This is a genomic window from Amycolatopsis sp. lyj-84, assembly GCF_046549075.1.
Lineage (GTDB): Bacteria > Actinomycetota > Actinomycetes > Mycobacteriales > Pseudonocardiaceae > Amycolatopsis.
This window is the reverse complement of sequence record NZ_JAJPWO010000002.1, coordinates 56,195-78,417: the sequence shown is the minus strand read 5'-3', so window position 1 is coordinate 78,417 and position 22,223 is coordinate 56,195. Positions and strand designations below refer to the sequence as shown.

Sequence of the window (22,223 nt, the reverse complement as noted above, 5' to 3'; positions counted from 1 at the left end):
CATCTGAATGCCCAAGGTATCTTGATCCGGGTCCGCAGGCAACGACGGGGGAGTGATGGTCCGGCTGAGCAGGGCGGAGACGCAGGAGCGCAATCGCGCGAAGGTGCTGGCCGCCGCGCGCGACGAGTTCGCGGAGCAGGGCTTCCGCGACGCCAAGATCGACGTCATCGCCGAACGGGCGGAGCTCACCCGCGGCGCCGTCTACTCGAACTTCCCCGGGAAACGCGCGCTGTACTTCGCCGTCCTCGCCGAGCTTGCGGAACACTCCGCCGGAGCGCCGCACGCCGTGCCGGGCGAGACGCTCCAGGACGCGCTGGGGGCGCTGGCCAGGGCGAGAATGGCGGCGTTTCCCCTGGGTGAGGACCAGGCGGGCCTCGCGCGCGACCTGATGCCGGAGGTACTCGCGGACGAGCGGATCCGGCGCCCGTTCGCGCAGCTGGTCAAGCTCAACGGGCTGTTGCTCGGGCTCGCGCTGGAGCGGCTCGACCCGCCGGAACGCCCGGAGGGCGCGCCGGTCCCACGTCGTGTCCGGCTCGCGGAGACCGTGCTGACCGTGCTGCACGGGGCAGGCCAGCTGGCGGCCGCCGATCCAGGTCTCGTCGAACCTTTCGACGTCGTGAGCGCCGGCGAACGGCTGGCGGGGCTGGCCTTCAACGACTGGTGGGCGCCGCCGGTGATCGCGCCCGCCGCGCAGGCCGCCGATCGGCCGTGGTCACCGCCCGGGGCCGTGGACCTCGTCCGTGCCGAACCGTTCGTGCCCGCCGACGGCGTGGTCGTCGTGCTCGGCACCCATCGGATCTCCGCGGCCGAGGAGGCCGTCCGGGCCCACGATGGCGACGTCACCGTCGCCGTCGTGACCAGCGAGCCCGACGAACTCGTCCCGCTGACCCGGCTGATCGTCGCGGAGTTGTGCGGCGGTCTGCGGCAGGCCTTCCCGGAGCGGGCGTGGCCGGGCGTGCGTGTGGTGTGCGACGTGACCGGGACACTGGCCGCGTCGGCAGGGGTGCTCGCGGTCAGCGACGAGACCGAGGCCGCGGTCCGCGTCGAGCAGGGCCGGATCGTCGCCACGGCGGACGGGCGCGGCGCGGGGCAGGCCGTCTCGACGACGGGCGAAGTGTCCCGTGTGGACGATCGCCGCTAGAGGACGTCGGTGTGCCGGATCCGGTACACCTGCAGGCGAAGCCCGTAGTACTTCTCGGTTTCCCCGACCCAGACCATTCCGAGCCGTTTCGCGGTCGCGATGGCGCGCACGTTGTTCGGCCGCGCGACGGCGAAGAACTCGTCCGTGTCCTGGGTGAACGCCCAGCCGAGCAGCGCACGGGCGGCCTCGGAGGCGTAGCCCTCGCCCCAGGCGTCCGGATGCAGCTGCCAGCTGATCTCCAGGTCCTCTTCGTACGGCGGCAGCAGATGGATGCCCAGTCCGCCGACGACGGCGCCGTCTTCCTTGCGCTGCACCGCCCATCTTCCGCGCGGGGGCACGAGATTGGGCTGCGCCTGCTGCCAGGCCTGCAGAACCGAACGCATGGCCGCGGCGTCGGTGACCCGGTCCATCGCCGGGGTGAGCCAGCGGGTCACGTCAGTGGTGCCGTAGATCGCCAGAGCGGCTTCGGCGTCGTCCTCGGACCACTCGCGGACGACGAGCCTTTCGGTGGTCAAGTCCATAACAGAACGTTACGCGCATAGGTGGGGTGATGGGGTGTCTCGATCATGACAACTCGGCAAACCGCGTACCGTGGCTCCATGCGCGCCGACGCTTCGACCACCCCGGAACAGGCCTGTCCGATCGCCCCGGTGGTCGACCTCGTCTTCAGTCGCTGGACGACGCCGATCCTGTGGGCGCTCAACGAATTCGGCAGGCAGCGGTTCGTCGAACTCGAGCGCCGGATCGGGACGATCACGCCGAAGGTGCTGACCCAGCGGCTGCGGCAACTGGAACGCGACGGACTCCTCACGCGGACCTATCACGCGGAGGTGCCGCCCCGGGTCGAGTACGAGATCAGCGACCTGGGCCGGAGCCTGGCGCCGCTGTTCGCGACCCTCGCGGACTGGTCGGCGGAGAACCTGCCGAAGGTGGAGAAGGCCCGGTCGGTCTACGACTCCGACCAGCTTTCTTGACCGATCGGTCCAGATGTGGCTAAGCTTCTCTCGTGTCCCGGGTGAAGGAATTCGACGTCGACGCGGCCTGCGATGCCGCGCTGGAACTGTTCTGGCGGCAGGGGTACGAGGCCACCTCGGTCAGTGATCTCGTCGCCGGACTCGGCATCGGCAAGGCCAGCCTCTACGCGACGTTCGGTACCAAGCATCAGCTGTACCTGACAGCCTTGAACCGCTACATCGCCCGGGGCAACGAGCGGTTCGTCGCGGACTTCGCCGGACCGGGGCCCGCCCTCGACGGCGTGCGGCGGCTCATCGAGCGCTATGTCGCCGAGATCCTCGACGAATCGGGGCGCAAAGGCTGTTTCGTGGTCAACGCCGCGATGGAAATGCTGCCGAAGGATCCCGAGGTCGCGCGCGTGGTCGAGCGCAGCTGGGACGCGCTCGAACTGGCGTTGCGGATGGCGTTGAGCCGGGCGAAGGCGCAGGGCGAAATCGGCCCCGGCGCCGATCCGGAAGCGCTCGCCGGGTTCCTGCTCACCGTCCTGCAGGGAATGCGGGTCCTGGGCAAGGGGCTGGATCACGCGGCACGCGTCCGGGCGACGGCGAAGCAGGCCATCGCGGTCCTCGAAGCCGCTCGTCAGCGCTGATAATAGAACGATCGGACCAGAAAGTTGGGTACTGTGGGGAAGCGATTCAGCGACAAGGTCGTCCTGGTCACCGGGGGAGGTTCCGGGATCGGCCGCGCCACGGCGGCGGCCTTCGCGCGCGAAGGCGCTCAGGTCGTCGTTTCGGGCCGGGACGGCGAGAAACTGCGCCAGACGGTGAAGGAGATCGAGGCCGAAGGCGGCGCGGCCGACGCGGTGACCGCCGACGTGAGTGTCGGCACCGAAGTCGAACGTCTCGTCACCGAGACCGTGCGGCGGCACGGGAAACTCGACGTCGCGTTCAACAACGCGGGCATTCTCGGCAGCCCCGCGCCGACCGCGGACCTCGACGAAGACGGCTTCGACGCCGTCGTGCAGACCAACCTCACGGGGACCTGGCTGTCCATGAAGCACGAGATCGCGCAGATGCGGGAGGGCGGCGGGGGAGTCATCGTCAACATGGCGTCCAACATCGGCTCGCACATCCGCCTCCCCGGAATGGCCGCCTACGCCGCTTCGAAGGCCGCCGTGGACGTGCTGACCCGGACCGCCGCCCGCGACCACATCGCCGAGGGGATCCGGATCAACGCGGTGAGCCCCGGCGCCACCGACACCGGCATGTCGTTCCGGCCCGGTGAAACCGAGGCCGACCGCGCCGAACGGCTCGGCGCGGTCGTCCCGCTCGGCCGGATCGGCGCGGTCGAGGAGATCGCCGCGGCGGTGCTGTGGCTGGCCTCCGAGGAATCCGCGTACGTCGTGGGGCACGACATCGTCCTCGACGGTGGCGCGAGCGCCTGATCTTCAGTGGCGGGGCGGTTCCGGGGAGCCGGTGTCGAGCGGTACCGCCGCCGACCTGACGAGTCCTAATTGGACAGTCTGTCGTTTCGTCACCGCCTCCAGTGCCCAGTCGGTGGCGGTGCGCAGCCGGTTTCCCGGCATGGCCAGCAGGTGGTACCCCCGCGTGACCGCCTTGGCGGCGAGCCCGGAAAGGGGGATGTGCAAGGGATTCGCCGCGGCCTGATGACCGCCGAGGTCGACGACGAAGCCGAGATCGTGGTGCCGGTAGGTGCCGTGCGAGCCGTGTCCCAGTGACGCGGCGACGTTCCGCCCGGCGAGCCTGCCCTGCCGCTCGGCGTGCTGGGCCGTCATCGGCGTGTATTCGCCCGGCCTGGTCAGATCCGGGACGGCGGCCGCGTCGCCGCACGCGTAGACGTCGCGTCGTCCGGGGACGTTGAGTTGCGTGGTGACGACGAGCCTGCCCTTGGCCGTCTCCAGTCCCAGGTCCTCGACCAGCGGATCCGGCCGGACCCCGACGCACCAGACGAGGGTGCGGGTCGGCACGGATTCGCCGGAGGTGAGCGTGACGCCCTTCGCGTCGGCGTTGTCGACCGACGTCTTCATCAGCACCTCGACGCCGCGCGCCCGCAACACCTCGTCCGCGGTGGCGCCGAGCCTGCGGTCGAGTTCCGGCAGGACACGTCCGGCCACGTCCAGCAGCAGCCAGCGGATCTTCTGGCCGTCCAGTTCGGGATGCCGGGCGGCGAGCGCGGCGGTGAACGCCGGCCCCTGGGCGGCGACTTCGGTTCCGGTGTAGCCGGCGCCGACCACGACGAACGTGCAGCGCGCGTCGCGTTCGGCCGGATCTTCGGCGGAGGCCGCGAGCTCTATCTGCCGGGTGACGTGATCCCGCAGGTAGAGCGCCTCGGCAAGACCGCGGAAGCCATGGGCGTACTCGGGCACGCCGGGGATCGGCAACAACTTGTTGACGCTGCCCGCGGCGAGGACGAGGCGGTCGTAGCCGATTTCGTGCTCGCGGTCCTCGGGGTCGGTGTAACGCACGCTGCGGCCGTCGAAATCGACCGAGGTCGCGGTGCCGAGCACGAGGCGCACGCCCCGCAGGGTGCCGGGGATGGAGACCGAGATCCGCCGCGGTTCGAGGATCCCGGCTGCGACTTCGGGCAGCAGGGGAAGGTAGAGGAAGTAGTCGGTCGGGTTCAGCACGACGATCTCGGTGTCGTCGCCGGCCGACTTGAGCAGGGTTTTGGCGGCGTTGTAACCGGCGAACCCGCCTCCGATGATGACTACGCGCATCGTCAGTCCTCGGTGGGCCAGTCGCCGGTCGCCTTGCGGTAGCCGATCGCGCCCGCCCGTTCGGTGGCCGCCTTCACCGCCCCGAAGATCGCGCCCTGCGCAGCGGCCGCGACGAGCACCTGGGTCCAGGTGAAGTCCCGGTCCGTGGCGTTCGGCGCGTCTTCCTCGCCGCTCACGCGTTTCCAGATCTGCTTGAACGCGATCCCGGCGAGCACACCGCCCGCGGCGCTCACGACCATGTTCAGTGGCTTGTATAGGACCTTGTTCACGACGAAGACCTCTTTCGCATGATCAGCCGGATCGTCACGAGCAGTGCGAAAACACCGACGAAGATCGGCAGGGGGTTGGCGCGGACGACTTCGGTGCCCTGACGGAACTTGTCCGCCGCGGGCTCGGAGACCTTTTCGGAGATCTTGGCGCTGGCCTGGTCGACTTTGGCGTCGAGGTTGTCGTTGACCCGGGTTTTGACGTCGAGTTTCTGACCCAAGGCGTCGAGGGTTTCGGTGAGCTCCTCACGCGTCACATCGCGATCGGCGCGGGCTTCTTCCGCGTTCTTGGGAAAATCGGTCATGAGCGCACTCCCTGCTTGACGGTGTCGACATCCTTGCGGACGCCTTCGATGGCCTCTTCCGGCACCGGCGGTGTCGCGCTCGCGATCTCCTTCTTGCCGACGATGGCCGAAAGTCCGCCGATCAGCAGCAGTGCCGCGCCGGTCACCACGGCGGCCAGCCAGGCGGGCATCACCAGGGCGAGCGCCAGTACCACCGCGGCGATGAGGGTGGCCAGGCCGAACAGCGCGAACAGGCCGGCGACGCCGAACAACCCGGCGCCGAGTCCCATCCGCTTTCCCTTGCCCTGCAATTCGACGACGGCGAGCCGCATCTCGTCGCGGACGAGACGTTTGACCTCGTCACTCAGGTCGGAGAGCAATTCGCCGACCGACCGGTCTTCGGTCTTTTCGATCATGGAGCACCTCCTCGGGGCGTTCTGCCCGCCGGGTACCCGGGAGTAAGGGCGATCAATCACGTCGCGTTTCGGCCCTCGGGGTGCCGGGTAGCCGAGGAGTGCCGGCTCGAAAGCACCCAACAATCAGGAGGATGCATGAGCACGATCACCGAAATGGTCGACGTCGACGTACCGGTCAAGACCGCGTACAACCAGTGGACCCAGTTCGAGTCCTTCCCGCAGTTCATGGAAGGTGTCGAGGAGATCCGCCAGGTCGACGCGACCCACACCCACTGGGTGACCAAGTTCGGTGGTGTGAGCCGGGAATTCGACGCGACCATCACCGAACAGCATCCCGACGAGCGCGTCGCGTGGACGTCGGACTCCGGTCCCGACCACGCGGGCGTCATCACCTTCCATCGCCTGGACGACAACAAGACGCGTGTCACGGCGCAGATGGAGATCGATCCGGAGGGCTTCGCCGAGAACGTCGCCGACAAGCTCGGCATCCTCGACCGCCGGGTCAAGGGCGACATGAAGCGGTTCAAGGAGTTCATCGAGAGCCGCGGTCATGAGTCCGGCGCGTGGCGCGGTGACGTGGACCGTCCCGGCAGCTGACCCCCACCCGGCGATCTCCCCCTGGAAAACGGCGTTTTCCAGGGGGAGATCCCGGGTATTTCACGGGTGAGGTCCACAACGAAGGGAGCGTCCCGGCATGACTACCAACGCATACGTAGCCTTCCTCGTCATCGGGGTGGCGCTGGTCATGCTCGACGGCCTGATCATCTACCAGAGCGGTAAGCGCTACCTGCGAGGTTCCTACGGCGATCCGGCGGCCGGGGCGTCCATGACCTGGCTGGTCACGGTGCTGTTCCACCTCGCGACGCTGGGCGTCCTGGCACTGCTGTCGACGATCGACATCGGGGGCAGCGACCTTCCGGGTGTGGTCGGCAGGCTGGGTGTCCTGTTGCTGGTCCTGGCCATCGCCCACGCGATCACGCTCAGCGTGCTTTCGCGGATCCGCGGCGAGCAGGAGGCCGAAGCGGTCATCAACCGCCCCAGGCAGCGCGTCGAACCCGAGCAGCAGGGCACCACGGTGACGCCGGTGCCCGGGCAGGGAGGCCGGTACCCGACCGCGAGCCCTTCGATCGAGCAGCAGGCGCCGTACACGACGCCGTAGCGCTCGGCCCTTTTGTGTGTGAAGGCCCCCTTTCTCTCGGTCCAGCCGAGGGAAAGGGGGCCTTCACACGCGTGAGGCGGGGGCGGTTACCGGGTGGTCGGCCTTCGTGAGTGGCGATTCGGGTTGCCAGCGCGGTGGCCGCTTGAAGTACGTGATGGCCCCCTTCCTTGCGTCTAGCGCAAGGAAGGGGGCCATCACGTACTTGGGACAGGCGTGAGGGTCGAGTTTCTTCGGCTGAGCCGAGGCAAGGGGCCCTTCACGGCCCGGACTCGTGAACGTCCGCGGCCAGAGGCCGGTAGGTAACCAAGACACCCTTAGCCCTAACCCGAATCGCCACTCACGACTGAGGAGTCGCCGATCCGGGCAACCGTGCGGCAACACCAGCCGCCTCGGGTGTCGCGAAAGCCACTTTCGGGACATCAGACGTCGCGAAAGTGGCTTTCGCGACACTCCCGCTGGGCATGACGAAGTCCGTGAAGGCCTCCTTAACTACCCTCAGGGTAAGTAAGGAGGCCTTCACGGACATGCCGCTCTACTCCGAGAGCTTCCCTCGCAACTGTTCCAGCGTCTGCGAAAGAAGCCGCGAGACGTGCATCTGCGAAATGCCGATCCGTTCCGCGATCTGCGTCTGGGTGTAGCCGCCGAAGAACCGCATCACGAGGATCGCGCGTTCGCGCTTCGGGAGTTCCCGCAGCAGCGGTTGCAGCGCCTCGTGGTTCTCCACCAAGGCCATCTCGTGGTCCTCCTCGCCGATCGTGTCGGCGAGTGAAAGAGCCTCGGTGGCGTCGTCGTGAACCGGCTTGTCGACCGACAACGTCTGGTACGCCTGGCCGGCGAGCAGGCCTTCACGCACTTCGTTGACCTCGAGCCCGAGGTATTCGGCGAGTTCGGTCGGTGTCGGCGCGCGGCCGAGTCGCTGGGACAGCGCGGCCGTGCCCTGGCTGAGCGAAACGTGGAGTTCCTTGAGCCGCCTCGGTACCCGGACCGACCAGCCGGTGTCCCGGAAGTGCCGCCGGACCTCGCCCATCACCGTGGGGACGGCGAAGGAGAGGAAGTCGTGGCCCCGTTCGGGATCGAAGCGGTCGACCGCGTTGATCAGGCCGATCCGTGCCACCTGCACCAGATCCTCGCGGGGTTCGCCCCGGCCGGAGAACCGGGTGGCGATGTGCTCGGCGAGCGGGAGCAGTTCGGTGACCAGGCGGGCTCGCACCTCTTGGCGGCGAGGGGAGTCCTCCGGGAGGGCGGACAGCTCTTCGAAGAGGGGTTCGCAATGGGCGTAGTCATCCGCCTGGCGGGCGGTCGACCTGCGCTCGGCGTTCACCCGTCGCTCGTTCCCGGTGTCAGGACGAGGTCGATCGTCGTCGTGCTCCCCGTTTCGCCGGGAATCGGCTCGCAGCGAGCCGCCACCGACCGGGTCAGGGTCGTCAGCACGTGCCATCCGAACGTCGTTTCGCTCGGGAGATGGGCTTTGGCCGTCCGAGTGGAGATCGAAACGGCTATCCCTTCCGGGATCTCGTGAAAGACGCAACACAGGGTCGCTCCCAGTTCTGCGGGCTGGACCAGCTGGGAACAGGCTTCGTCGACGGCCATCTTCGCGTCTGAAATGGCGTCCAAGCCGAAGTCCGCACGTGCCACCACTCCGTGGGTGAGCGTGCGGACGAGGGGGATCTGTTCCGCCTCGGCGGGGAGACGGAGTTCCACTCGATCGAGAAATCCGTCCTCTTCATGGCGGGTTTCAGGGGTGAGGCTGCCCCGTGCGTGTGAATCCATTACGTGACCTATCCGTCCATGGCCGTGGGGCAACCGCGGTGGGGACCCGCCGCGGGACAGGCGATCAACGGCCAAGGGCGCGCTGAAGCTCCTTTTTGGACATCTTCGACCTGCCCTCGATATCGCGCTTCTTCGCTTCGTTGTAGAGCTGGTCCTTGGTGGGGCCGTTCGGGCCCAGCCGATTGCCGGACCGCAGGCCGCCTCGCCTCTGCGGGGACATGTCCTGGGTGGAGGTCTTACTCGCCTCGCGCGACTCGCCCGATTGCGCGCGGTTCTTGTTCACCGTGCGTGCGGCGATCTCCTCCGCGCGGTCCGTGCTCGCTCCACGGTCCTTCGCCGAGTCCTTGATGTGTTCGTACTGTCGTTCGCGTTTGTCGCTCCAACTCCGCTGAGGCATGACTGCTCCCTTCTCCTCAGCTCAGGTACCCCGATCGTTTCGCTGAATAAACCTCCGGTTGACCGCCGTAGCGGGCGGGTACGCGGAGGTCAGACGCGAAGGAGGCTCCGATGCGCATCGGCTACACGCTCATGACCGAGCAGACCGGGCCGAAGGACCTGGTGGGGTACGCCGCCGCGGCCGAGCGGGCGGGATTCGACTTCGAGGTGATGAGCGACCATTACTCGCCTTGGCTGGACGAGCAGGGCCATTCGCCGTACGCGTGGAGTGTGCTGGGCGCGGTCACCCAGAGTACCGAACGGATCGAACTGATGACCTTCGTGACGTGCCCGACCATGCGCTACCACCCGGCGGTGGTGGCGCAGAAGGCGGCGACCGTCCAGGAGCTCTCGGACGGCCGATTCACCCTCGGGCTCGGAGCGGGGGAGAACCTCAACGAACATGTCGTCGGACGCGGCTGGCCACCGGCGAACGTCCGCCACGAGATGCTCGCCGAAGCGATCCAGATCATCGGCGGGCTGTTCGACGGCGGGTACTTCAACTACGCGGGCGACCACTTCCGGGTGGACTCGGCGAAGCTCTGGGACCTCCCGGAGCAGCGTGTCCCGATCGCCGTCGCGGTGTCCGGGTCTCAGTCGGTCACCCGGTTCGCGCCGATCGCCGACGCGATGATCGCGGTGGAGGCGAACGAGTCGCTGGGCCGGGAGTGGGACGCCGTCAAACCCGGCCCGCCGACCAGGAAGATCGCCCAGCTGCCGGTGTCCTGGGGCGAAGACCGCGACGCGGCGATCCAGCGGGCGCACGAGCAGTTCCGGTGGTTCGCCGGTGGCTGGAAGGTCAACGCCGAACTGCCGGGGCCCGCCGGGTTCGCCGGGGCCACCCGGTTCGTCAAACCGGAGGACGTCGCCGCGGCCATCCCGTGCGGGCCGGACGTGGATCGGATCGTGAAGCAGGCAGGCGAGTTCGAGGCGGCCGGGTTCACCGATCTCGCCCTGATCCAGATCGGCGGCGACCAGCAGGAAGGCTTCCTGCGCTTCGCCGAAGAGACGCTGCTCCCGGCGTTGCGAGGCTGATTCACACGGACGGAGTAAGGCGGCCGTGTCTCTGCGCACCCGAACGGGGACACCTGTGTTCAAGCCCGCGATCGTGGGTACCAAAGTGACACGTCGGCCTTCATCCAAGGGGGAATTGATGAGAAACGAACTCGGACTGCACCCGGTACCCGACCTGCTGTCGGACGGCCTGGACTCGCCACAGCAGGAGGAGATGCGCCGCAAGGCGGCCCTCACCGTGGCGTCTCGGGCGACGAGCGCCGATGACTGCGCGACCCTGCTGGACATGCTCGGCCTGCACGACGGCGGCCGCACCTTCGAAGTGGCCTGATTCAGCGGGGCGGCGGCTGCTCAGGAGGTCCGCGCAGGCGCGACGATGCCGTACTCGTGGATTTTCCGGTAGATCGTCGCCCGGGAGATGCCGAGAAGCTGGGCCGCGCGCATCTTGTTGCCGTCGGCGTCTTCGAGACCCCGCACGATCGCGTCGCGTTCGATCACCTCGAACCGGTTGAGCGGGCGTCGCGTCACGGCGTGGAACTCGGCGGGAAGGTCGCCGGGCACGATGGTCCCCGAACGGCGGCGTTGCGCAACCTTCCGCAGCACCTGGTAGAGCTCACCCGCGTTCCCCGGCCACTCGGCCCGCATGAGCAGGTGCAGCGCGGCGGCCGAGCAGGTGAGCCGCCCGCCGTAGCCGAGTTTGCTCAGGAACAAGGGGATGAGCTCGGTGAGGTCCTCGGCATGGTGACGCAGGGGCGGGACCTGGACGGTGCGCGGGAAGAACTTCAGCGGTTCCGCCAGCTCGGGCACGGTTTCGGTACCGGGGGCGAGGGTCAGCACCACCCACGGCCCGCCCTCGTCCCGCAGGTCCCGCAGCAAGCGGACGAACGGCTCCGCGGCGGCGGCCGAAAGGCGGTGCGCGTGCCGGACGACGAGGGTGGCCGGGGGATGGGTACGGAGTTCGTGGCGCAAGTCGTCGGCCCACGCCGCGTCCACCGCCCCCGATGCGTCCACTGTGCACAGTCGTGCCGCCGGGCTGCGCCGCATGTGCATCCCTTTGGCCAGAGCGTGCTTTCCCGTTCCTGGGCCACCTTCGAGGACGACCCATTCCTTGCGGCCGAACCCGGTTTCCAGCTCGTGTCCGCACCGCAGCCACAGCGGCGCGGAGCCGACGACGCCGGGGAGGTACATCGGCAGCAGCGGAACGGTCCCGGCGGTGGTCTCGCCGGTTTCGAGAAGCTTGACCGACAGCACCCCGCCCGCGACGTCGCCGTCCCGCCGTCCGGGGACACGACGGCAGAACACGCGGACCCGCTGACCACTCGACAGCGCGAGTTCCGCGGTCGTCCTGCCGCCCGACTCCAGCGCTTCGGCGGCGAAGCCGAGCAACACCGACTGGTCGGACGGGTCGAGCAACTGCCGCGCCCGGTCGTTCATCATCACGATGTCCTCGTTGAACGCCAGCACGATCCCGGTCCAGCGGCGGCAGGTCTGCAGATACGCCTGGAACAGCATCATTTCGTGCAGGTCGCTGTGCCGCAGCATCGCCTGGCGGATCTGCTCGGCCGTCGAGCGGGCCAGCGCCAGCAGCAGCCCGCCCGCGTCCTTGTACCAGCAGGTGAGGTCGACGGCACCGATCTTCTTGCCGGAGAGGGGATGGAGGATCGGGACGCCGGCGCAGGCCAGGTTCTCCAGGTGCTCGGCGTAGTGCTCGTGCCCGAACACCTGCGTGGCGCGGCCGTCCTCGAGCGCCGTGCCGATGCCGTTGGTGCCGACGGACTGCTCCCCGTAGCTGAACCCGGGGACCAGTTCGACCTTTTCGAGATGGCGTCGCAGTTCGTTGTCGCCGGTGCTCTGGGTGAGGACGACCCCGTTCGGGTCGGTGAGGATGAGGCTGATCGGCTGCCCGTCGAACTGTTCGCCGAGTTTGGCCAGCACCGGTTCGGCGCCGCGGATCAGCGGGATGTCGAGGTTCTGGTCGCCGAGATACCGCGGGTCGATCCGGTCCGCCTGCACCCGGAGGTCCCGCGACCGGCGCCACGACGCCAGGATCGGCTGCCGTACGCAGCCTGATTCGATCGGTTCCTCGGTGAGGAACCGGACCCTCGTCCGTGCGAGTCGTTCGTCGGCGACGACCATGCCGTCCACGTGACCTCCCGCGAGTCCCGCGGCCCGCGTGGGTGCGGGCACACCCTCGTGCCGCTCCACCCAGAGTAGAGGCGGGCGGCCTGGGGTGGTGTCTCAAATTGAGACGACTACCTGTCCGCGAGCGTGGGTGAAAGGGACGAGCTGAAGGGGACTTTCCCCGCATGGCATGCGGGGAAAGCGCCCTTCGCCGCGTGGGACGCGGGGAAAGTCCCCTTCAGCTCGTCGTGGCCGAACTCCGCGCGAGCGCCAGGCGGGTGTCTCACATTGAGACCCGCGAGCGTCGCGAGCAGCCCTCTAATGGTGAGCGGGAGCCGTCGGAGGGTGCCACGGAGAAGGAGTGATCCATGAGCCGCCAGAGTGTGGCGAAAGCCCACCAGAAGATCCAGGAACTGTCGTGGGAACCGGCGTACCACACACCGGTGTCGCATTACGGGACCGACTACACCTTCCGCAAGGCCAAGAAGAAGGACCCGCTCAAGCAGGTGTTGCGGTCCTATTTCCCGATGCAGGAGGAGAAGGACCACCGCGTGTACGGCGCCGAGGACGGCGCGATCCGCGGCAACATGTTCCGCCAGGTCCAGGAACGCTGGCTGGAATGGCAGAAGTTGTTCCTGAGCATCATCCCGCTGCCCGAGATCTCCGCCGCGCGGGCGATGCCGCTGCTGTTCCGCACGGTGCCGAACCCGGAACTGCACAACGGCCAGGCGATCCAGATGATCGACGAGGTCCGGCATTCGACGATCCAGCAGAACCTCAAACGCCTGTACATGCAGAACTACATCGACCCGGCGGGCTTCAACTCGAGTCTGCGCAATTTCCAGAACGACTACTGCGGCACGATCGGCCGTCAGTTCGCCGAGGGGTTCATCACCGGGGACGCCATCACCGCGGCGAGTGTCTACCTCACCATCGTGGCGGAGACCGCGTTCACGAACACGCTGTTCGTCGCGATGCCCGCCGAAGCCGCCGCCAACGGTGACTATCTGCTGCCGACGGTGTTCCACTCGGTGCAATCCGACGAATCCCGCCACATCAGCAACGGATACGCGACCCTGCTGATGGCGCTGTCCGACGAGAGCAACCACCAGCTGCTCGAACGCGACCTGAGGTACGCGTGGTGGAACAACCACGCCGTCGTCGACGCGGCCATCGGCACGTTCATCGAATACGGCACCAAGGACCGCCGCAAGGACCGCGAAAGCTACGCGGAGATGTGGCGCCGCTGGATCTACGACGACTACTACCGCAGCTACCTCGTCCCGTTGGAGAAGTACGGTCTCGTCATCCCGCACGACCTCATCGAAGAGGCGTGGAACCGGATCTGGAACAAGGGCTACGTGCACGAGGTCGCCCAGTTCTTCGCCACCGGCTGGCTCGCCAACTACTGGCGGATCGACCCGATGACGGACAAGGACTTCGAGTGGTTCGAGTACAAGTATCCGGGCTGGTACGACAAGTACGGCAAGTGGTGGGAGAACTACAACCGCCTCGCCACCCCGAACGGGCACCACCCGATCGTCGCCGAGGACGTCGACTACGTGTACCCGCACCGGTGCTGGACCTGCATGGTCCCGTGCCTCATCCGCGAGGACATGGTCACCGACAAGGTCGAGGGGCAGTGGCGCACCTACTGCTCGGAGACCTGCCGCTGGACCGACGCCGACGCTTTCCAGCCCATCTACCAGGGCCGCAACACGCCGAACATGGGCAAGCTCGTCGGCGCCCGCGAATGGGAAACGCTGTACCACGGCTGGAACTGGGCCGACGTCGTCTCCGACATGGGTTTCGTGCGTGACGACGGCAAGACCATGGTCGCCCAGCCGCATCTGGACCTCGACCCGAAGAAGATGTGGACGCTCGACCACCTCCGCCGGATGCCCGAGGTGCAGTCGCCGAACGTGCTGCTGAACCAGATGACCGACGAGCAGCGGGCCGCGTTCCAGGCCGACTACAACCGCCAGGGCCCGGCAGGCCGCCCGGCGCCGCGCGCCTAGAGACCAAGTGGGAGGGCGGACCCCTCCGCGACACAACGCCCTCCCACCCTCTCCGCCGGACGAGGAGCCATGGACAAACACCGCGTGCGGTTCGAGCCCGTCGGCATCGAGATCGACGTCAGCGAGGATCAGACGATCCTGCGCGCCGCCGCCGAGCAGGGCGTCATGCTCATGCACGGCTGCAAGGAAGGGCAGTGCGCGTCCTGCAAGTCCTTCATCCTCGACGGCGACGACGTCGAACACGACCGGTACTCCACGTTCGCGCTGCCCGACTACGAAAAGGAGGAGGGCTTCACGCTGCTGTGCCGCGCGCACGCCTACGAGGACCTCACGATCGAACTCCTCAACTATGACGAGGAAATGATCCAGGCAGGGCTGCCCATCACCGACGCGGTCGTGGAGGTGGTCTCGAACGAGAACGTCACCCGCGACCTGCGGCATCTGGTCGTGCGGCTCGTCGAACCGGAGACGCTGAAGTTCTTTCCCGGCCAGTACCTGGACTTCAAGATCCCCGGCACGGACGAAACACGGTCGTTCTCGATGGCCAACACCTCCGCGCGGGACGGGTTGCTGGAGTTCGTGGTCAAGATCTACCCCGGTGGGCTGTTCTCGGAATTCCTCGACAGCAAAGTCAATGCGGGCGACCGACTGGAGGTCACCGGACCGTTCGGGGTCTTCACGCTGCGGGACGCGCCCGGCGCCGAGGTGGTGTTCGTCGGCGGCGGCGCCGGGATGGCGCCGATCCTGGCGTTGCTGCGGTCGATGGCCGAACGCGGGATCGACCGCAAGGCCACCTTCTACTACGGCGCCCGACGGCGGCACGACCTCTGCTTCGAGGACGAGCTCGGGGCACTCGCCGGAACTCTGGAGAACTTCCGTTACCTGCCCGCACTTTCCGAAGCCGGGGACGAGGGCTGGGACGGCGAGACCGGGTTCGTCACCGAGGTGCTCAAGCGTGCCGGACACGATCTCTCCGGCGCCGACGCCTACGTCTGCGGGCCACCGCCGATGGTGGAGGCGGCCCTGGAGCTGTTGCCTTCCCTCGGAGTCGCGGAGAAACGCGTGTTCTACGACAAGTTCACCACTACCGGTGAGGAAACGAACCCATGACAGCCACCGAAGAACGCAGTGTGCCGAAGCCGGTCTTCACCGATGCCGAAGCCGGAGCCAAGGTGTTCCCGGACTCGGACGCGCGCCGCTTCAACTACTACAACTCGGCCAAACGCAAGCAGAGTCACTACGAGGACGTGACCGTCGAAGTCCAGCCGGACCCGCGGCACTATCTCTCGCAAGGCTGGCTGTACGCCTTCGCCGACGGCAAGGGCGGCTACCCGCTCGAGTGGACGGCCTTGAAGGCGTGGGGTTCGGACCGGCCGGAACCGGAACGCGGTCCCGGCTCGGGCGGCAAGGGTTACGACTGGCCCGCGCACGGCTGGCACGAATTCCGCGATCCCAACGAGGAATGGGAACTGACCCTCTACCGCTACAACGCGAACGTCGTCCGCCAGCTGAACCAGAACGTCGACGCCGCGCGGCAGGCGAAGGCCTTCGAGCAGTGGAACCCCAACTGGGTCGACTTCGTGGCCAAGCACGTCGGCGCGTGGATGCACGTCGACCACGGCCTCGGGCTGTACCTGTTCGCCAACGCCAACCGCCGCGCGCCGACCAACATGCACAACAACGCGATCTCGGTGAACAGCATGCACCGTATCCGCGCCGCGCAGGACCTCGCCCTGTACAACTTCACGCTCACCGAGGAGATCGAGGGCTTCGACGGGACCGCGCATCTGGAGACGTGGAACTCCGATCCGGCGTGGCAGGGTGTCCGCGAGACGGCCGAGCAGCTCACCGGGATCTGGGACTGGTGCGAGGCCATCTTCGCCGCGAACGTGGTCTTCGAGCCGCTCGTCGGTGAACTGTTCCGCAGCAACCTGGTGCAGCAGGCCGCGCCCGCCAACGGCGACTTCGTCACCCCGACCCTCGTCGGCGCCGGGGAATTCGACTACTCCGAGCGGGATCTCCGCTACACCAAGGCGATGTTCGACCTGCTCGTCAACGATCGCCAGTACGCCGAGCACAACAAGGGCATCCTCCAGGGCTGGCTGGAGGACTGGGTTCCCCGGTGCATCGCCGCGGCCCGCACGCTGCAGCCGTTGTGGTCGCAGCCCGACGCCAAACCGACCCGGTTCGAGGACGGCCTCGACCGGGCGAAGAGCCGGTTCGGCGGCATCCTGTCCGATCTGGGTCTCAAAGCACCGAAGGAGCTGGGCCAGTGACCTCGTTCAAGACGTCGGAAAGCCCGTTCAAGGCCAACAACACCGCGTCCAACAGGTGCGGTTTCACCCTGATGAACAACCAGGTCGGCGCGATCATCGCGGAGGTCATGGGCCAGGCGGACAACGTGACCATCACGCCGTTGCCCTCGATGATCCGCGTCGACGCCACCGGCCGGACGGACCTCGTGTACGCCGACGTCGACGAAGCCGCCGGCGAGGAGGAAGGGTGGTTCACCGCGGCGGAGTTCGAAGAGAGCATGTCCACCCACTACGGCCGGATGGTGCATCTCGACGACCGCACGATCATGTTCGCCAACCCCGAGGACGCGGCCGAGTACCTCGACTTCGACCTCAAGCCCATCCGCTGACGCTCCGCCCACCACCCAGCCGGAGGCACGTTCATGTACACAAAGGACGGAGAGCAGTACTTCGTCGTCGACGCCCACACCCACTTCTGGGACGCGAGCCCGGAGAACTGGGTCGAAGGCCAGGAGGAGTTCGCCAAGGGCTGGATCGAATGTTTCCACGCCTACCAGGGACTCGGCCCCAAGGAGACCCACTGGCCGATCGACCGGTTCCAGAAGTACTCCGAAGAGCTGATGATGCACGACCTGTTCGAGGCCGGGCACGTCGACAAGGCGATCTTCCAGCCGACGAACCTGCGGCAGTGGTACAAAAACGGGTTCAACACCACCGAGGCCGACGGCGCGTTGGCCGAACGGCATCCCGGCAAGTTCCTCGTCAACACCACGTTCGACCCGCGTGAGGGCGAGGAGGGACTGAAGGCGTTCGAGGAACGGGTCAAGCGCTACGGCGCGAAGGGCGTCAAGCTCTACACCGCCGAGTGGCGCGGTGACTCGCGCGGCTGGAGCCTGAAGGACCCGGAAGCCGCGCGGTACCTGGAGAAGTGTGAGGAACTGGGCGTCAAGAACGTGCACGTCCACAAGGGACCGACGATCTGGCCGCTGGACAAGGACGCCTTCGACGTCTCCGACATCGACCACGTGGCGACGAACTTCCAAGGCCTGAACTTCATCGTCGAACACGTCGGCCTGCCGCGGATCGAAGACTTCTGCTTCATGGCGACGCAGGAACGCAACGTCTACGCGGGACTCGCGGTCGTGGTCGGCGGCCTGCTGCACGCCCGGCCGAAGTTCTTCGCGAAGGTCATGGGCGAGCTGATGTTCTGGATCGGCGAGGACAAGCTGATCTTCGGCGCCGACTACGCGATCTGGGAGCCGAAGTGGCAGGTCGAGGGTTTCGTCGACTGGAACATGCCCGAGGACGCCGAGCTTTCGGATTTCGCCCCGCTCACCGTCGCGCAAAAGAAGAAGATCCTCGGCCTCAACGCGGCCCGGCTCTACGACATCGAGGTCCCGCCCGAGCTGCGGCTGGAGCAGGAGACCGAGGTCGAACCGGTCGGCGTGCAGCAACCATGACCGTCGTGGCGGCCGTCTGGTCCGCTTTGCGCACCGTCCGTGATCCGGAACTGGACGAGCCGTTGCCGGAGCTCGGTTTCGTGGCCCGGTGCGAGGTCGATCCGGCGGGCGGGGCACGGGTGGAGCTGCGGCTGCCCACCTACTTCTGCGCGCCCAACTTCGCCTTCCTCATGGTCGCCGACGCCTACGACGCGGTGGCCGGGGTCAGGGGAGTGACCAGGGTGGAGGTGGTGCTGCTCGACCACTTCGCCGCCGACGTCATCAATCGGGGAGTGGCGGCGCGCGAAGGCTTCGTGGCGTCGTTCGACGGGGAAGCGGCCGGCGAACTCGATGGATTGCGGGCCGATTTCGTCCGTAAGGCCGTCCTCGCCGGAACCGACCGGGTATGCCGGGCGCTGCTCGCCGAAGGCGTCGATGCCGCCCGGCTGCCCGGGCTCACGCTGGGCGACGTCCCGGCCGGGCCGGATCTCGACAGGTTGCGACGGCGGCGGAATGAACTGTGCCTGCCCGCCGGTGACGAGGACGCGCTCTTGCTCGACCCGGTGACGGCGCTGCCGATCACGCCGTCGGAGGCGAAGCGGCATCTCGCTTTCGCCCGGCTCACCCGGACGAGCATGGAGGCCAATTCCGGCGTGTGCCGCGGCATGCTGCGCGTGCGGTACCCGCGAATCCAGGAAGAGGAGAACACGGGATGAAAGCGGTCCGCCTGCGCTCGTACCACCGGCGACCCGTCGTCGAGGAGGTCCCGGAACCCCGCGCCACCGGCCCGTTCGACGTGGTGGTGAAGATCGGTGGGGCCGGCGTGTGCCGCACCGATCTGCACATCATCGAGGAACAGTGGGCGGAGAAGTCCGGTGTCACGCTGCCTTACACGATCGGGCACGAGAACGCGGGCTGGGTGCACGAGATCGGCCCGGCGGTGTCCAATGTGGAGGTCGGGGACACGGTCATCCTGCACCCGACACCGACCTGCGGACTGTGCCACGCCTGCCGGGCGGGTGACGACATGCATTGTCCTAACGGGACTTTCCCCGGGATCGACACCGACGGCGGGATGGCGGAGTACCTGCTGACGTCGGCGAGGGCCTGCATCAAACTCGATCCGGAGACCCGGCCCGAGGACGTCGCGGCACTGGCCGACGCGGGGATCACCGCCTATCACGCCGTGCGCAAGGCTGTCCCGCTGTTGCCGCCGGGCACGGTGTGCGTGGTGAACGGCGCCGGCGGGCTGGGGCACATCGGCATCCAGTCGTTGCGCGCGTTGACCGCCGCGACCGTCGTCGTGGTGGATCGCAACGCCGATGCCCTCGGCCTGGCGGCGAAACTCGGCGCCGACCACACGGTGCTCGCCGACGGGAAACAGGTCGAAGCCGTGCTGGACCTGACCGGCGGCAACGGCGCCGAGGTCGTCCTCGACTTCGTGGCCGAACAGGGCGCGCAGCAGGACGCGTTCGCGATGACCCGCCGGGCCGGTTCGCAGTTCGTCATCGGCTACGGCAGCAACATCGACATCCCGACCATCGACCTGATCTCCACCGAACGCAACGTGATCGGCAATCTGGTCGGCACCTACAACGACCTCGTCGAACTGATGGTGCTGGCCCAGACCGGCCGTGTCACGCTGCACACCAGGAAGTACCCGTTGGACGCGGCGCTCGACGCCCTCGCCGATCTCGACGCCGGCCGGGTCCGCGGCCGCGCGATCCTCACCCCCTGAACCCGCCCGAACCGATCGAGGAGCACGCACGATGGCCAAGGAACTGCGTTTCGGCTCGGACGCCCGCGACCTCCTCCTCGCGGGGGTCGACAAGCTGGCGGAGGCGGTGAAGTCGACGCTGGGACCCAAGGGGCGCAACGTGATCATCGAGAAGATCACCGGTTCGCCCGTGGTGACCAACGACGGCGTCACCATCGCGCGGGAGATCCACCTCAAGAACCAGTTCGAGAACATGGGCGCGCAACTGGTCAAGGAGGCGGCGATCAAGACCAACGACGTGGTCGGCGACGGGACCACCACGGCGACGGTGCTGGCACAGGCGATCATCCGCGCGGGGATGCAGGCCATCGGCCGCGGCGGGAATCCCGTACTGGTCAAACGTGGTATCGACCACGCCGTCGGAAGGCTCGTCGACCATCTGGAGAAGCAGGCGCGCCCAGTGGTGTCCGAACAGGACTTCGCGCGGGTCGCGGCCATCTCGGCCAATGACGACGACGCTGTCGGCGAGGTCATCGCGAAGGCGCTGCACACGGTCGGAGAGGGCGGCGTGGTGACCGTCGAGGAGTCGGCGTCGCTCGGGATGAGCGTCGATTTCGTCGAGGGCTTCGAATTCGACAACGGCTACCTCTCGCCGTACCTGGTCACCGACCCGGGACGGCTGGAGGCGGTGCTCGAAGATCCGTACATCCTCATGTGCAGCGAGAAGATCACCCAGGTCCAGCAGCTGATGCCGTTGCTGGACAAGGTGATGCGGGCGCCGAGGCCCCTGGTCGTGATCGGGGAGACGGTCGAGGGGACCGCGCTGTCGATGCTGGTGCACAACCACGTCAACGGCACCTTCCAGTCGGTGGCCGTGCGCGCCCCGGGCTTCGGTGACCGGCGGTTGCACAAGCTGGAGGACCTCGCGGCCGTCGTCGGTGGTGCGGTGCTTTCGCGGCAGGCCGGGTTCTCGCTGGAGACGATGACGCTCGAACACCTGGGGCGCGCCAGGCAGGTCCGGGTCACCGAGAACAAGACGACCATCGTGGGCGGGGCCGGTTCCGCCGAAGCGATCGACTTCCGGGTCGGGCAACTGCGGGCCGAACTCGAGCGGGCGCAGTTCGGTGTGGACGAAGAGGTGCTGACGGAACGGATCGGCGCGCTGACCGGCAAGGTCGCCGTCGTCCGCGTCGGTGCGGCCACCCCGGCCGAACTCAAGGAACTCCAGCACCGGGTGGAGGACGCGCTGTCGGCGACCCGGGCCGCGATGGCCGAAGGCATCGTCGCGGGCGGCGGCGCGGCGCTGCTGCACGCGGAGAAGGCGCTGGACGACCTCGGGCTCGACGGCGACTACGCGATCGGCGCCGAGATCGTGCGCCAGGCGTTGAGCGAACCGGCGTACCTGATCGCGTTCAACGCCGGTCACCCCGCGCACGAGATCGTCGCCAGGACCAGGGAATTGGGCGACGACGAAGGTTTCGACGCCCTGAACGACCGCTACGGCGACATGATCGAACTCGGCGTCGTCGATCCGTTGCGGGTCTGCCGGTCGGCGGTGCAGAACGGTGCCTCGGTGGCGGGGCTGCTGCTGACGACGAACTCGCTGATCGCCGAGGAACAGACACCGTGGGGCGGGAGCGCGGCACTGATGACCGAATTCGGGCCGCTGGACGGCGGGTTGCACCAGCCGTCGCCGGATGCCAGCACACCACAGTCGCTGGGGATGGGGCCGTCGGTGGGCTAAGGCTCCTCGTCCACCCATTCGAGCAGGTCGCCGGGCTGGCATTCGAGGACCCGGCACATGGCTTCCAGGGTGCTGAACCGGACGGCCTTGGCGCGGCCGTTCTTCAGCACCGCCACGTTCGCCGGGGTGAGCCCGACGAGCTCGGCGAACTCGCCGACACTCATCTTGCGCTTGGCCAGCTCGACGTCGATGCGGACGACGATCGGCATCAGATCACCTGTTCCAGATCGGAGCGCAGCGTGGTGGCCTGCCGCAGCAACGTGCGCAGCACGATCATGAGGAGGCCCAGCACGGCGACGCCGACCAACGCCAGGAACAACAGCAGCGGCAGAGCCGGATCACCGGCGTTGAAGCCGACGTAGAGGAACACACTCGCCAGCACCACCCAGCCGGCGAGGATCGCCCACACGATGGCGTCCACCCACCTCAGGGATGCTTCGGTGAAGATCCGGTCCTTCTTGACCAGGGTGAGCAGCTGCCAGGTGGCGACGATCACGACCTGGACGCAGAGCACCCAGAAGACGGAGACGGCCGTCGCGGGCCAGCGCAGATACGCCATGTCCGGGTCATGCCGGGCCATGTACGCGAACTGGCCGGGCAGGGACATGGTCTGGAAGAGGACCAGGATCCCGAACAACACCACGAGGAACACTCTGAGGGGCGCGACCGCCCGCTGCGCTGTCAGCATGCATCGAGTTTCGCGCGTTATCTATCGAAAGTCAATCGGTAGCTATCGTGGTTCGGGCGGTGGCG

27 protein-coding genes are annotated in these 22,223 nt (G+C 67.6%); 16 read left to right on the top strand and 11 right to left on the bottom strand.

The window, feature by feature from the left end:
- Positions 1 to 55 precede the first annotated feature (55 nt).
- Positions 56 to 1,141, top strand: coding sequence for a TetR/AcrR family transcriptional regulator (locus ACLJRM_RS05745; RefSeq protein WP_410662487.1), 1,086 nt, complete (start codon positions 56 to 58; stop codon positions 1,139 to 1,141).
- Here the strand turns inward: ACLJRM_RS05745 and ACLJRM_RS05740 are convergent.
- Positions 1,138 to 1,662, bottom strand: a complete 525-nt coding sequence (locus ACLJRM_RS05740) for a GNAT family N-acetyltransferase (protein WP_101606986.1) — start codon at positions 1,660 to 1,662, stop codon at positions 1,138 to 1,140. The two genes, ACLJRM_RS05745 and ACLJRM_RS05740, sit on opposite strands and share 4 nt — an antisense overlap.
- A 78-nt stretch (positions 1,663 to 1,740) precedes the next feature.
- Here ACLJRM_RS05740 and ACLJRM_RS05735 point away from each other — a divergent pair, with 78 nt between their 5' ends.
- From ACLJRM_RS05735 to ACLJRM_RS05725, 3 genes are read left to right on the top strand one after another with little or no spacing between them, the layout of a single operon-like run.
- The gene (locus tag ACLJRM_RS05735; RefSeq protein ID WP_410662486.1) at positions 1,741 to 2,115 is read left to right on the top strand and encodes a winged helix-turn-helix transcriptional regulator; all 375 of its coding nucleotides are present in this window, start codon (positions 1,741 to 1,743) and stop codon (positions 2,113 to 2,115) included.
- A 32-nt stretch (positions 2,116 to 2,147) separates the two neighbouring features.
- The gene (locus ACLJRM_RS05730) at positions 2,148 to 2,744 is read left to right on the top strand and encodes a TetR/AcrR family transcriptional regulator (protein ID WP_410662485.1); all 597 of its coding nucleotides are present in this window, start codon (positions 2,148 to 2,150) and stop codon (positions 2,742 to 2,744) included.
- A 33-nt stretch (positions 2,745 to 2,777) separates the two neighbouring features.
- Positions 2,778 to 3,539 (top strand): glucose 1-dehydrogenase, encoded by a 762-nt coding sequence (locus ACLJRM_RS05725; protein WP_410662484.1) that lies wholly within the window; start codon positions 2,778 to 2,780, stop codon positions 3,537 to 3,539.
- A gap of 3 nt (positions 3,540 to 3,542) precedes the next feature.
- Here ACLJRM_RS05725 and ACLJRM_RS05720 read toward each other — a convergent pair whose 3' ends face one another.
- The 4 genes from ACLJRM_RS05720 to ACLJRM_RS05705 are packed head-to-tail and all read right to left on the bottom strand — an operon-like array spanning position 3,543 to position 5,798.
- Positions 3,543 to 4,832: an NAD(P)/FAD-dependent oxidoreductase gene (locus ACLJRM_RS05720; protein WP_410662483.1), complete on the bottom strand. Its 1,290-nt coding sequence runs from the start codon at positions 4,830 to 4,832 to the stop codon at positions 3,543 to 3,545.
- 2 nt (positions 4,833 to 4,834) lie between these two features.
- Positions 4,835 to 5,101 (bottom strand): DUF4235 domain-containing protein, encoded by a 267-nt coding sequence (locus ACLJRM_RS05715; RefSeq protein ID WP_101606991.1) that lies wholly within the window; start codon positions 5,099 to 5,101, stop codon positions 4,835 to 4,837.
- Positions 5,098 to 5,403, bottom strand: a complete 306-nt coding sequence (locus ACLJRM_RS05710; RefSeq protein ID WP_101606992.1) for a DUF3618 domain-containing protein — start codon at positions 5,401 to 5,403, stop codon at positions 5,098 to 5,100. The genes ACLJRM_RS05715 and ACLJRM_RS05710 overlap by 4 nt, the downstream gene beginning before the upstream one ends.
- Entirely contained in the window at positions 5,400 to 5,798 is a 399-nt protein-coding gene (locus ACLJRM_RS05705; RefSeq protein ID WP_410598163.1) for a phage holin family protein, read from the bottom strand. Before ACLJRM_RS05705 ends, ACLJRM_RS05710 begins: the two co-directional genes overlap by 4 nt.
- 135 nt (positions 5,799 to 5,933) lie before the next feature.
- Here ACLJRM_RS05705 and ACLJRM_RS05700 point away from each other — a divergent pair, with 135 nt between their 5' ends.
- Both ACLJRM_RS05700 and ACLJRM_RS05695 read left to right on the top strand, forming a co-directional pair.
- Positions 5,934 to 6,395, top strand: coding sequence for an SRPBCC family protein (locus ACLJRM_RS05700; protein ID WP_101606994.1), 462 nt, complete (start codon positions 5,934 to 5,936; stop codon positions 6,393 to 6,395).
- 97 nt (positions 6,396 to 6,492) lie between these two features.
- Positions 6,493 to 6,957: a hypothetical protein gene (locus tag ACLJRM_RS05695; protein ID WP_101606995.1), complete on the top strand. Its 465-nt coding sequence runs from the start codon at positions 6,493 to 6,495 to the stop codon at positions 6,955 to 6,957.
- Positions 6,958 to 7,489: 532 nt separating this feature from the next.
- Here the strand turns inward: ACLJRM_RS05695 and ACLJRM_RS05690 are convergent.
- The 3 genes from ACLJRM_RS05690 to ACLJRM_RS05680 form a co-directional block, all read right to left on the bottom strand.
- Positions 7,490 to 8,278, bottom strand: a complete 789-nt coding sequence (locus tag ACLJRM_RS05690) for a SigB/SigF/SigG family RNA polymerase sigma factor (RefSeq protein WP_101606996.1) — start codon at positions 8,276 to 8,278, stop codon at positions 7,490 to 7,492.
- Complete coding sequence (locus ACLJRM_RS05685) at positions 8,275 to 8,727, bottom strand: anti-sigma factor (RefSeq protein ID WP_101606997.1); 453 nt, start codon at positions 8,725 to 8,727, stop codon at positions 8,275 to 8,277. Before ACLJRM_RS05685 ends, ACLJRM_RS05690 begins: the two co-directional genes overlap by 4 nt.
- Positions 8,728 to 8,791: 64 nt before the next feature.
- Positions 8,792 to 9,124 carry a plasmid stabilization protein gene (locus ACLJRM_RS05680; RefSeq protein ID WP_101606998.1) on the bottom strand — a complete coding sequence of 111 codons (333 nt, stop codon included), beginning with the start codon at positions 9,122 to 9,124 and terminating at the stop codon, positions 8,792 to 8,794.
- Between the two features lie 110 nt (positions 9,125 to 9,234).
- Between ACLJRM_RS05680 and ACLJRM_RS05675 the strand changes: the two genes are divergently transcribed.
- Together ACLJRM_RS05675 and ACLJRM_RS05670 are read left to right on the top strand one after the other, a co-directional pair.
- Positions 9,235 to 10,197 carry a TIGR03557 family F420-dependent LLM class oxidoreductase gene (locus ACLJRM_RS05675; protein WP_410662482.1) on the top strand — a complete coding sequence of 321 codons (963 nt, stop codon included), beginning with the start codon at positions 9,235 to 9,237 and terminating at the stop codon, positions 10,195 to 10,197.
- A 118-nt stretch (positions 10,198 to 10,315) separates the two neighbouring features.
- Positions 10,316 to 10,507 carry a hypothetical protein gene (locus ACLJRM_RS05670; protein ID WP_410662481.1) on the top strand — a complete coding sequence of 64 codons (192 nt, stop codon included), beginning with the start codon at positions 10,316 to 10,318 and terminating at the stop codon, positions 10,505 to 10,507.
- 20 nt (positions 10,508 to 10,527) lie between these two features.
- Here the strand turns inward: ACLJRM_RS05670 and ACLJRM_RS05665 are convergent, their stop codons facing one another.
- On the bottom strand, positions 10,528 to 12,321 hold the full coding sequence (locus ACLJRM_RS05665; protein WP_410662840.1) for a sigma-54-dependent Fis family transcriptional regulator: 1,794 nt from the start codon (positions 12,319 to 12,321) through the stop codon (positions 10,528 to 10,530).
- A 344-nt stretch (positions 12,322 to 12,665) separates the two neighbouring features.
- Between ACLJRM_RS05665 and ACLJRM_RS05660 the strand changes: the two genes are divergently transcribed.
- The 8 genes from ACLJRM_RS05660 to groL all read left to right on the top strand — a co-directional run bounded on the left by ACLJRM_RS05660 (position 12,666) and on the right by groL (position 21,470).
- A complete protein-coding gene (locus ACLJRM_RS05660) occupies positions 12,666 to 14,315 on the top strand; it encodes a methane monooxygenase (RefSeq protein WP_410598169.1) in 1,650 nt (549 codons plus the stop codon).
- 69 nt (positions 14,316 to 14,384) lie between these two features.
- Positions 14,385 to 15,425 carry an FAD-binding oxidoreductase gene (locus tag ACLJRM_RS05655; protein ID WP_410662480.1) on the top strand — a complete coding sequence of 347 codons (1,041 nt, stop codon included), beginning with the start codon at positions 14,385 to 14,387 and terminating at the stop codon, positions 15,423 to 15,425.
- Positions 15,422 to 16,591, top strand: coding sequence for a toluene hydroxylase (locus ACLJRM_RS05650; RefSeq protein WP_410662479.1), 1,170 nt, complete (start codon positions 15,422 to 15,424; stop codon positions 16,589 to 16,591). Before ACLJRM_RS05655 ends, ACLJRM_RS05650 begins: the two co-directional genes overlap by 4 nt.
- Complete coding sequence (mimD, locus tag ACLJRM_RS05645) at positions 16,588 to 16,959, top strand: propane 2-monooxygenase effector subunit MimD (RefSeq protein WP_101607005.1); 372 nt, start codon at positions 16,588 to 16,590, stop codon at positions 16,957 to 16,959. The genes ACLJRM_RS05650 and mimD overlap by 4 nt, the downstream gene beginning before the upstream one ends.
- 33 nt (positions 16,960 to 16,992) lie before the next feature.
- Positions 16,993 to 18,030 carry an amidohydrolase family protein gene (locus tag ACLJRM_RS05640; RefSeq protein ID WP_410662478.1) on the top strand — a complete coding sequence of 346 codons (1,038 nt, stop codon included), beginning with the start codon at positions 16,993 to 16,995 and terminating at the stop codon, positions 18,028 to 18,030.
- On the top strand, positions 18,027 to 18,725 hold the full coding sequence (locus ACLJRM_RS05635; protein ID WP_410662477.1) for an iron-sulfur cluster assembly protein: 699 nt from the start codon (positions 18,027 to 18,029) through the stop codon (positions 18,723 to 18,725). Before ACLJRM_RS05640 ends, ACLJRM_RS05635 begins: the two co-directional genes overlap by 4 nt.
- Positions 18,722 to 19,747, top strand: coding sequence for an NAD(P)-dependent alcohol dehydrogenase (locus tag ACLJRM_RS05630; protein ID WP_410662476.1), 1,026 nt, complete (start codon positions 18,722 to 18,724; stop codon positions 19,745 to 19,747). Before ACLJRM_RS05635 ends, ACLJRM_RS05630 begins: the two co-directional genes overlap by 4 nt.
- Positions 19,748 to 19,778: 31 nt before the next feature.
- Positions 19,779 to 21,470, top strand: a complete 1,692-nt coding sequence (gene groL, locus ACLJRM_RS05625; protein WP_101607009.1) for a chaperonin GroEL — start codon at positions 19,779 to 19,781, stop codon at positions 21,468 to 21,470.
- Here the strand turns inward: groL and ACLJRM_RS05620 are convergent.
- Complete coding sequence (locus tag ACLJRM_RS05620; protein ID WP_101607010.1) at positions 21,467 to 21,679, bottom strand: helix-turn-helix domain-containing protein; 213 nt, start codon at positions 21,677 to 21,679, stop codon at positions 21,467 to 21,469. The genes groL and ACLJRM_RS05620 overlap by 4 nt on opposite strands.
- Entirely contained in the window at positions 21,679 to 22,158 is a 480-nt protein-coding gene (locus ACLJRM_RS05615) for a DUF2975 domain-containing protein (RefSeq protein ID WP_410662475.1), read from the bottom strand. The genes ACLJRM_RS05620 and ACLJRM_RS05615 overlap by 1 nt, the downstream gene beginning before the upstream one ends.
- Between the last annotated feature and the right edge of the window lie 65 nt (positions 22,159 to 22,223).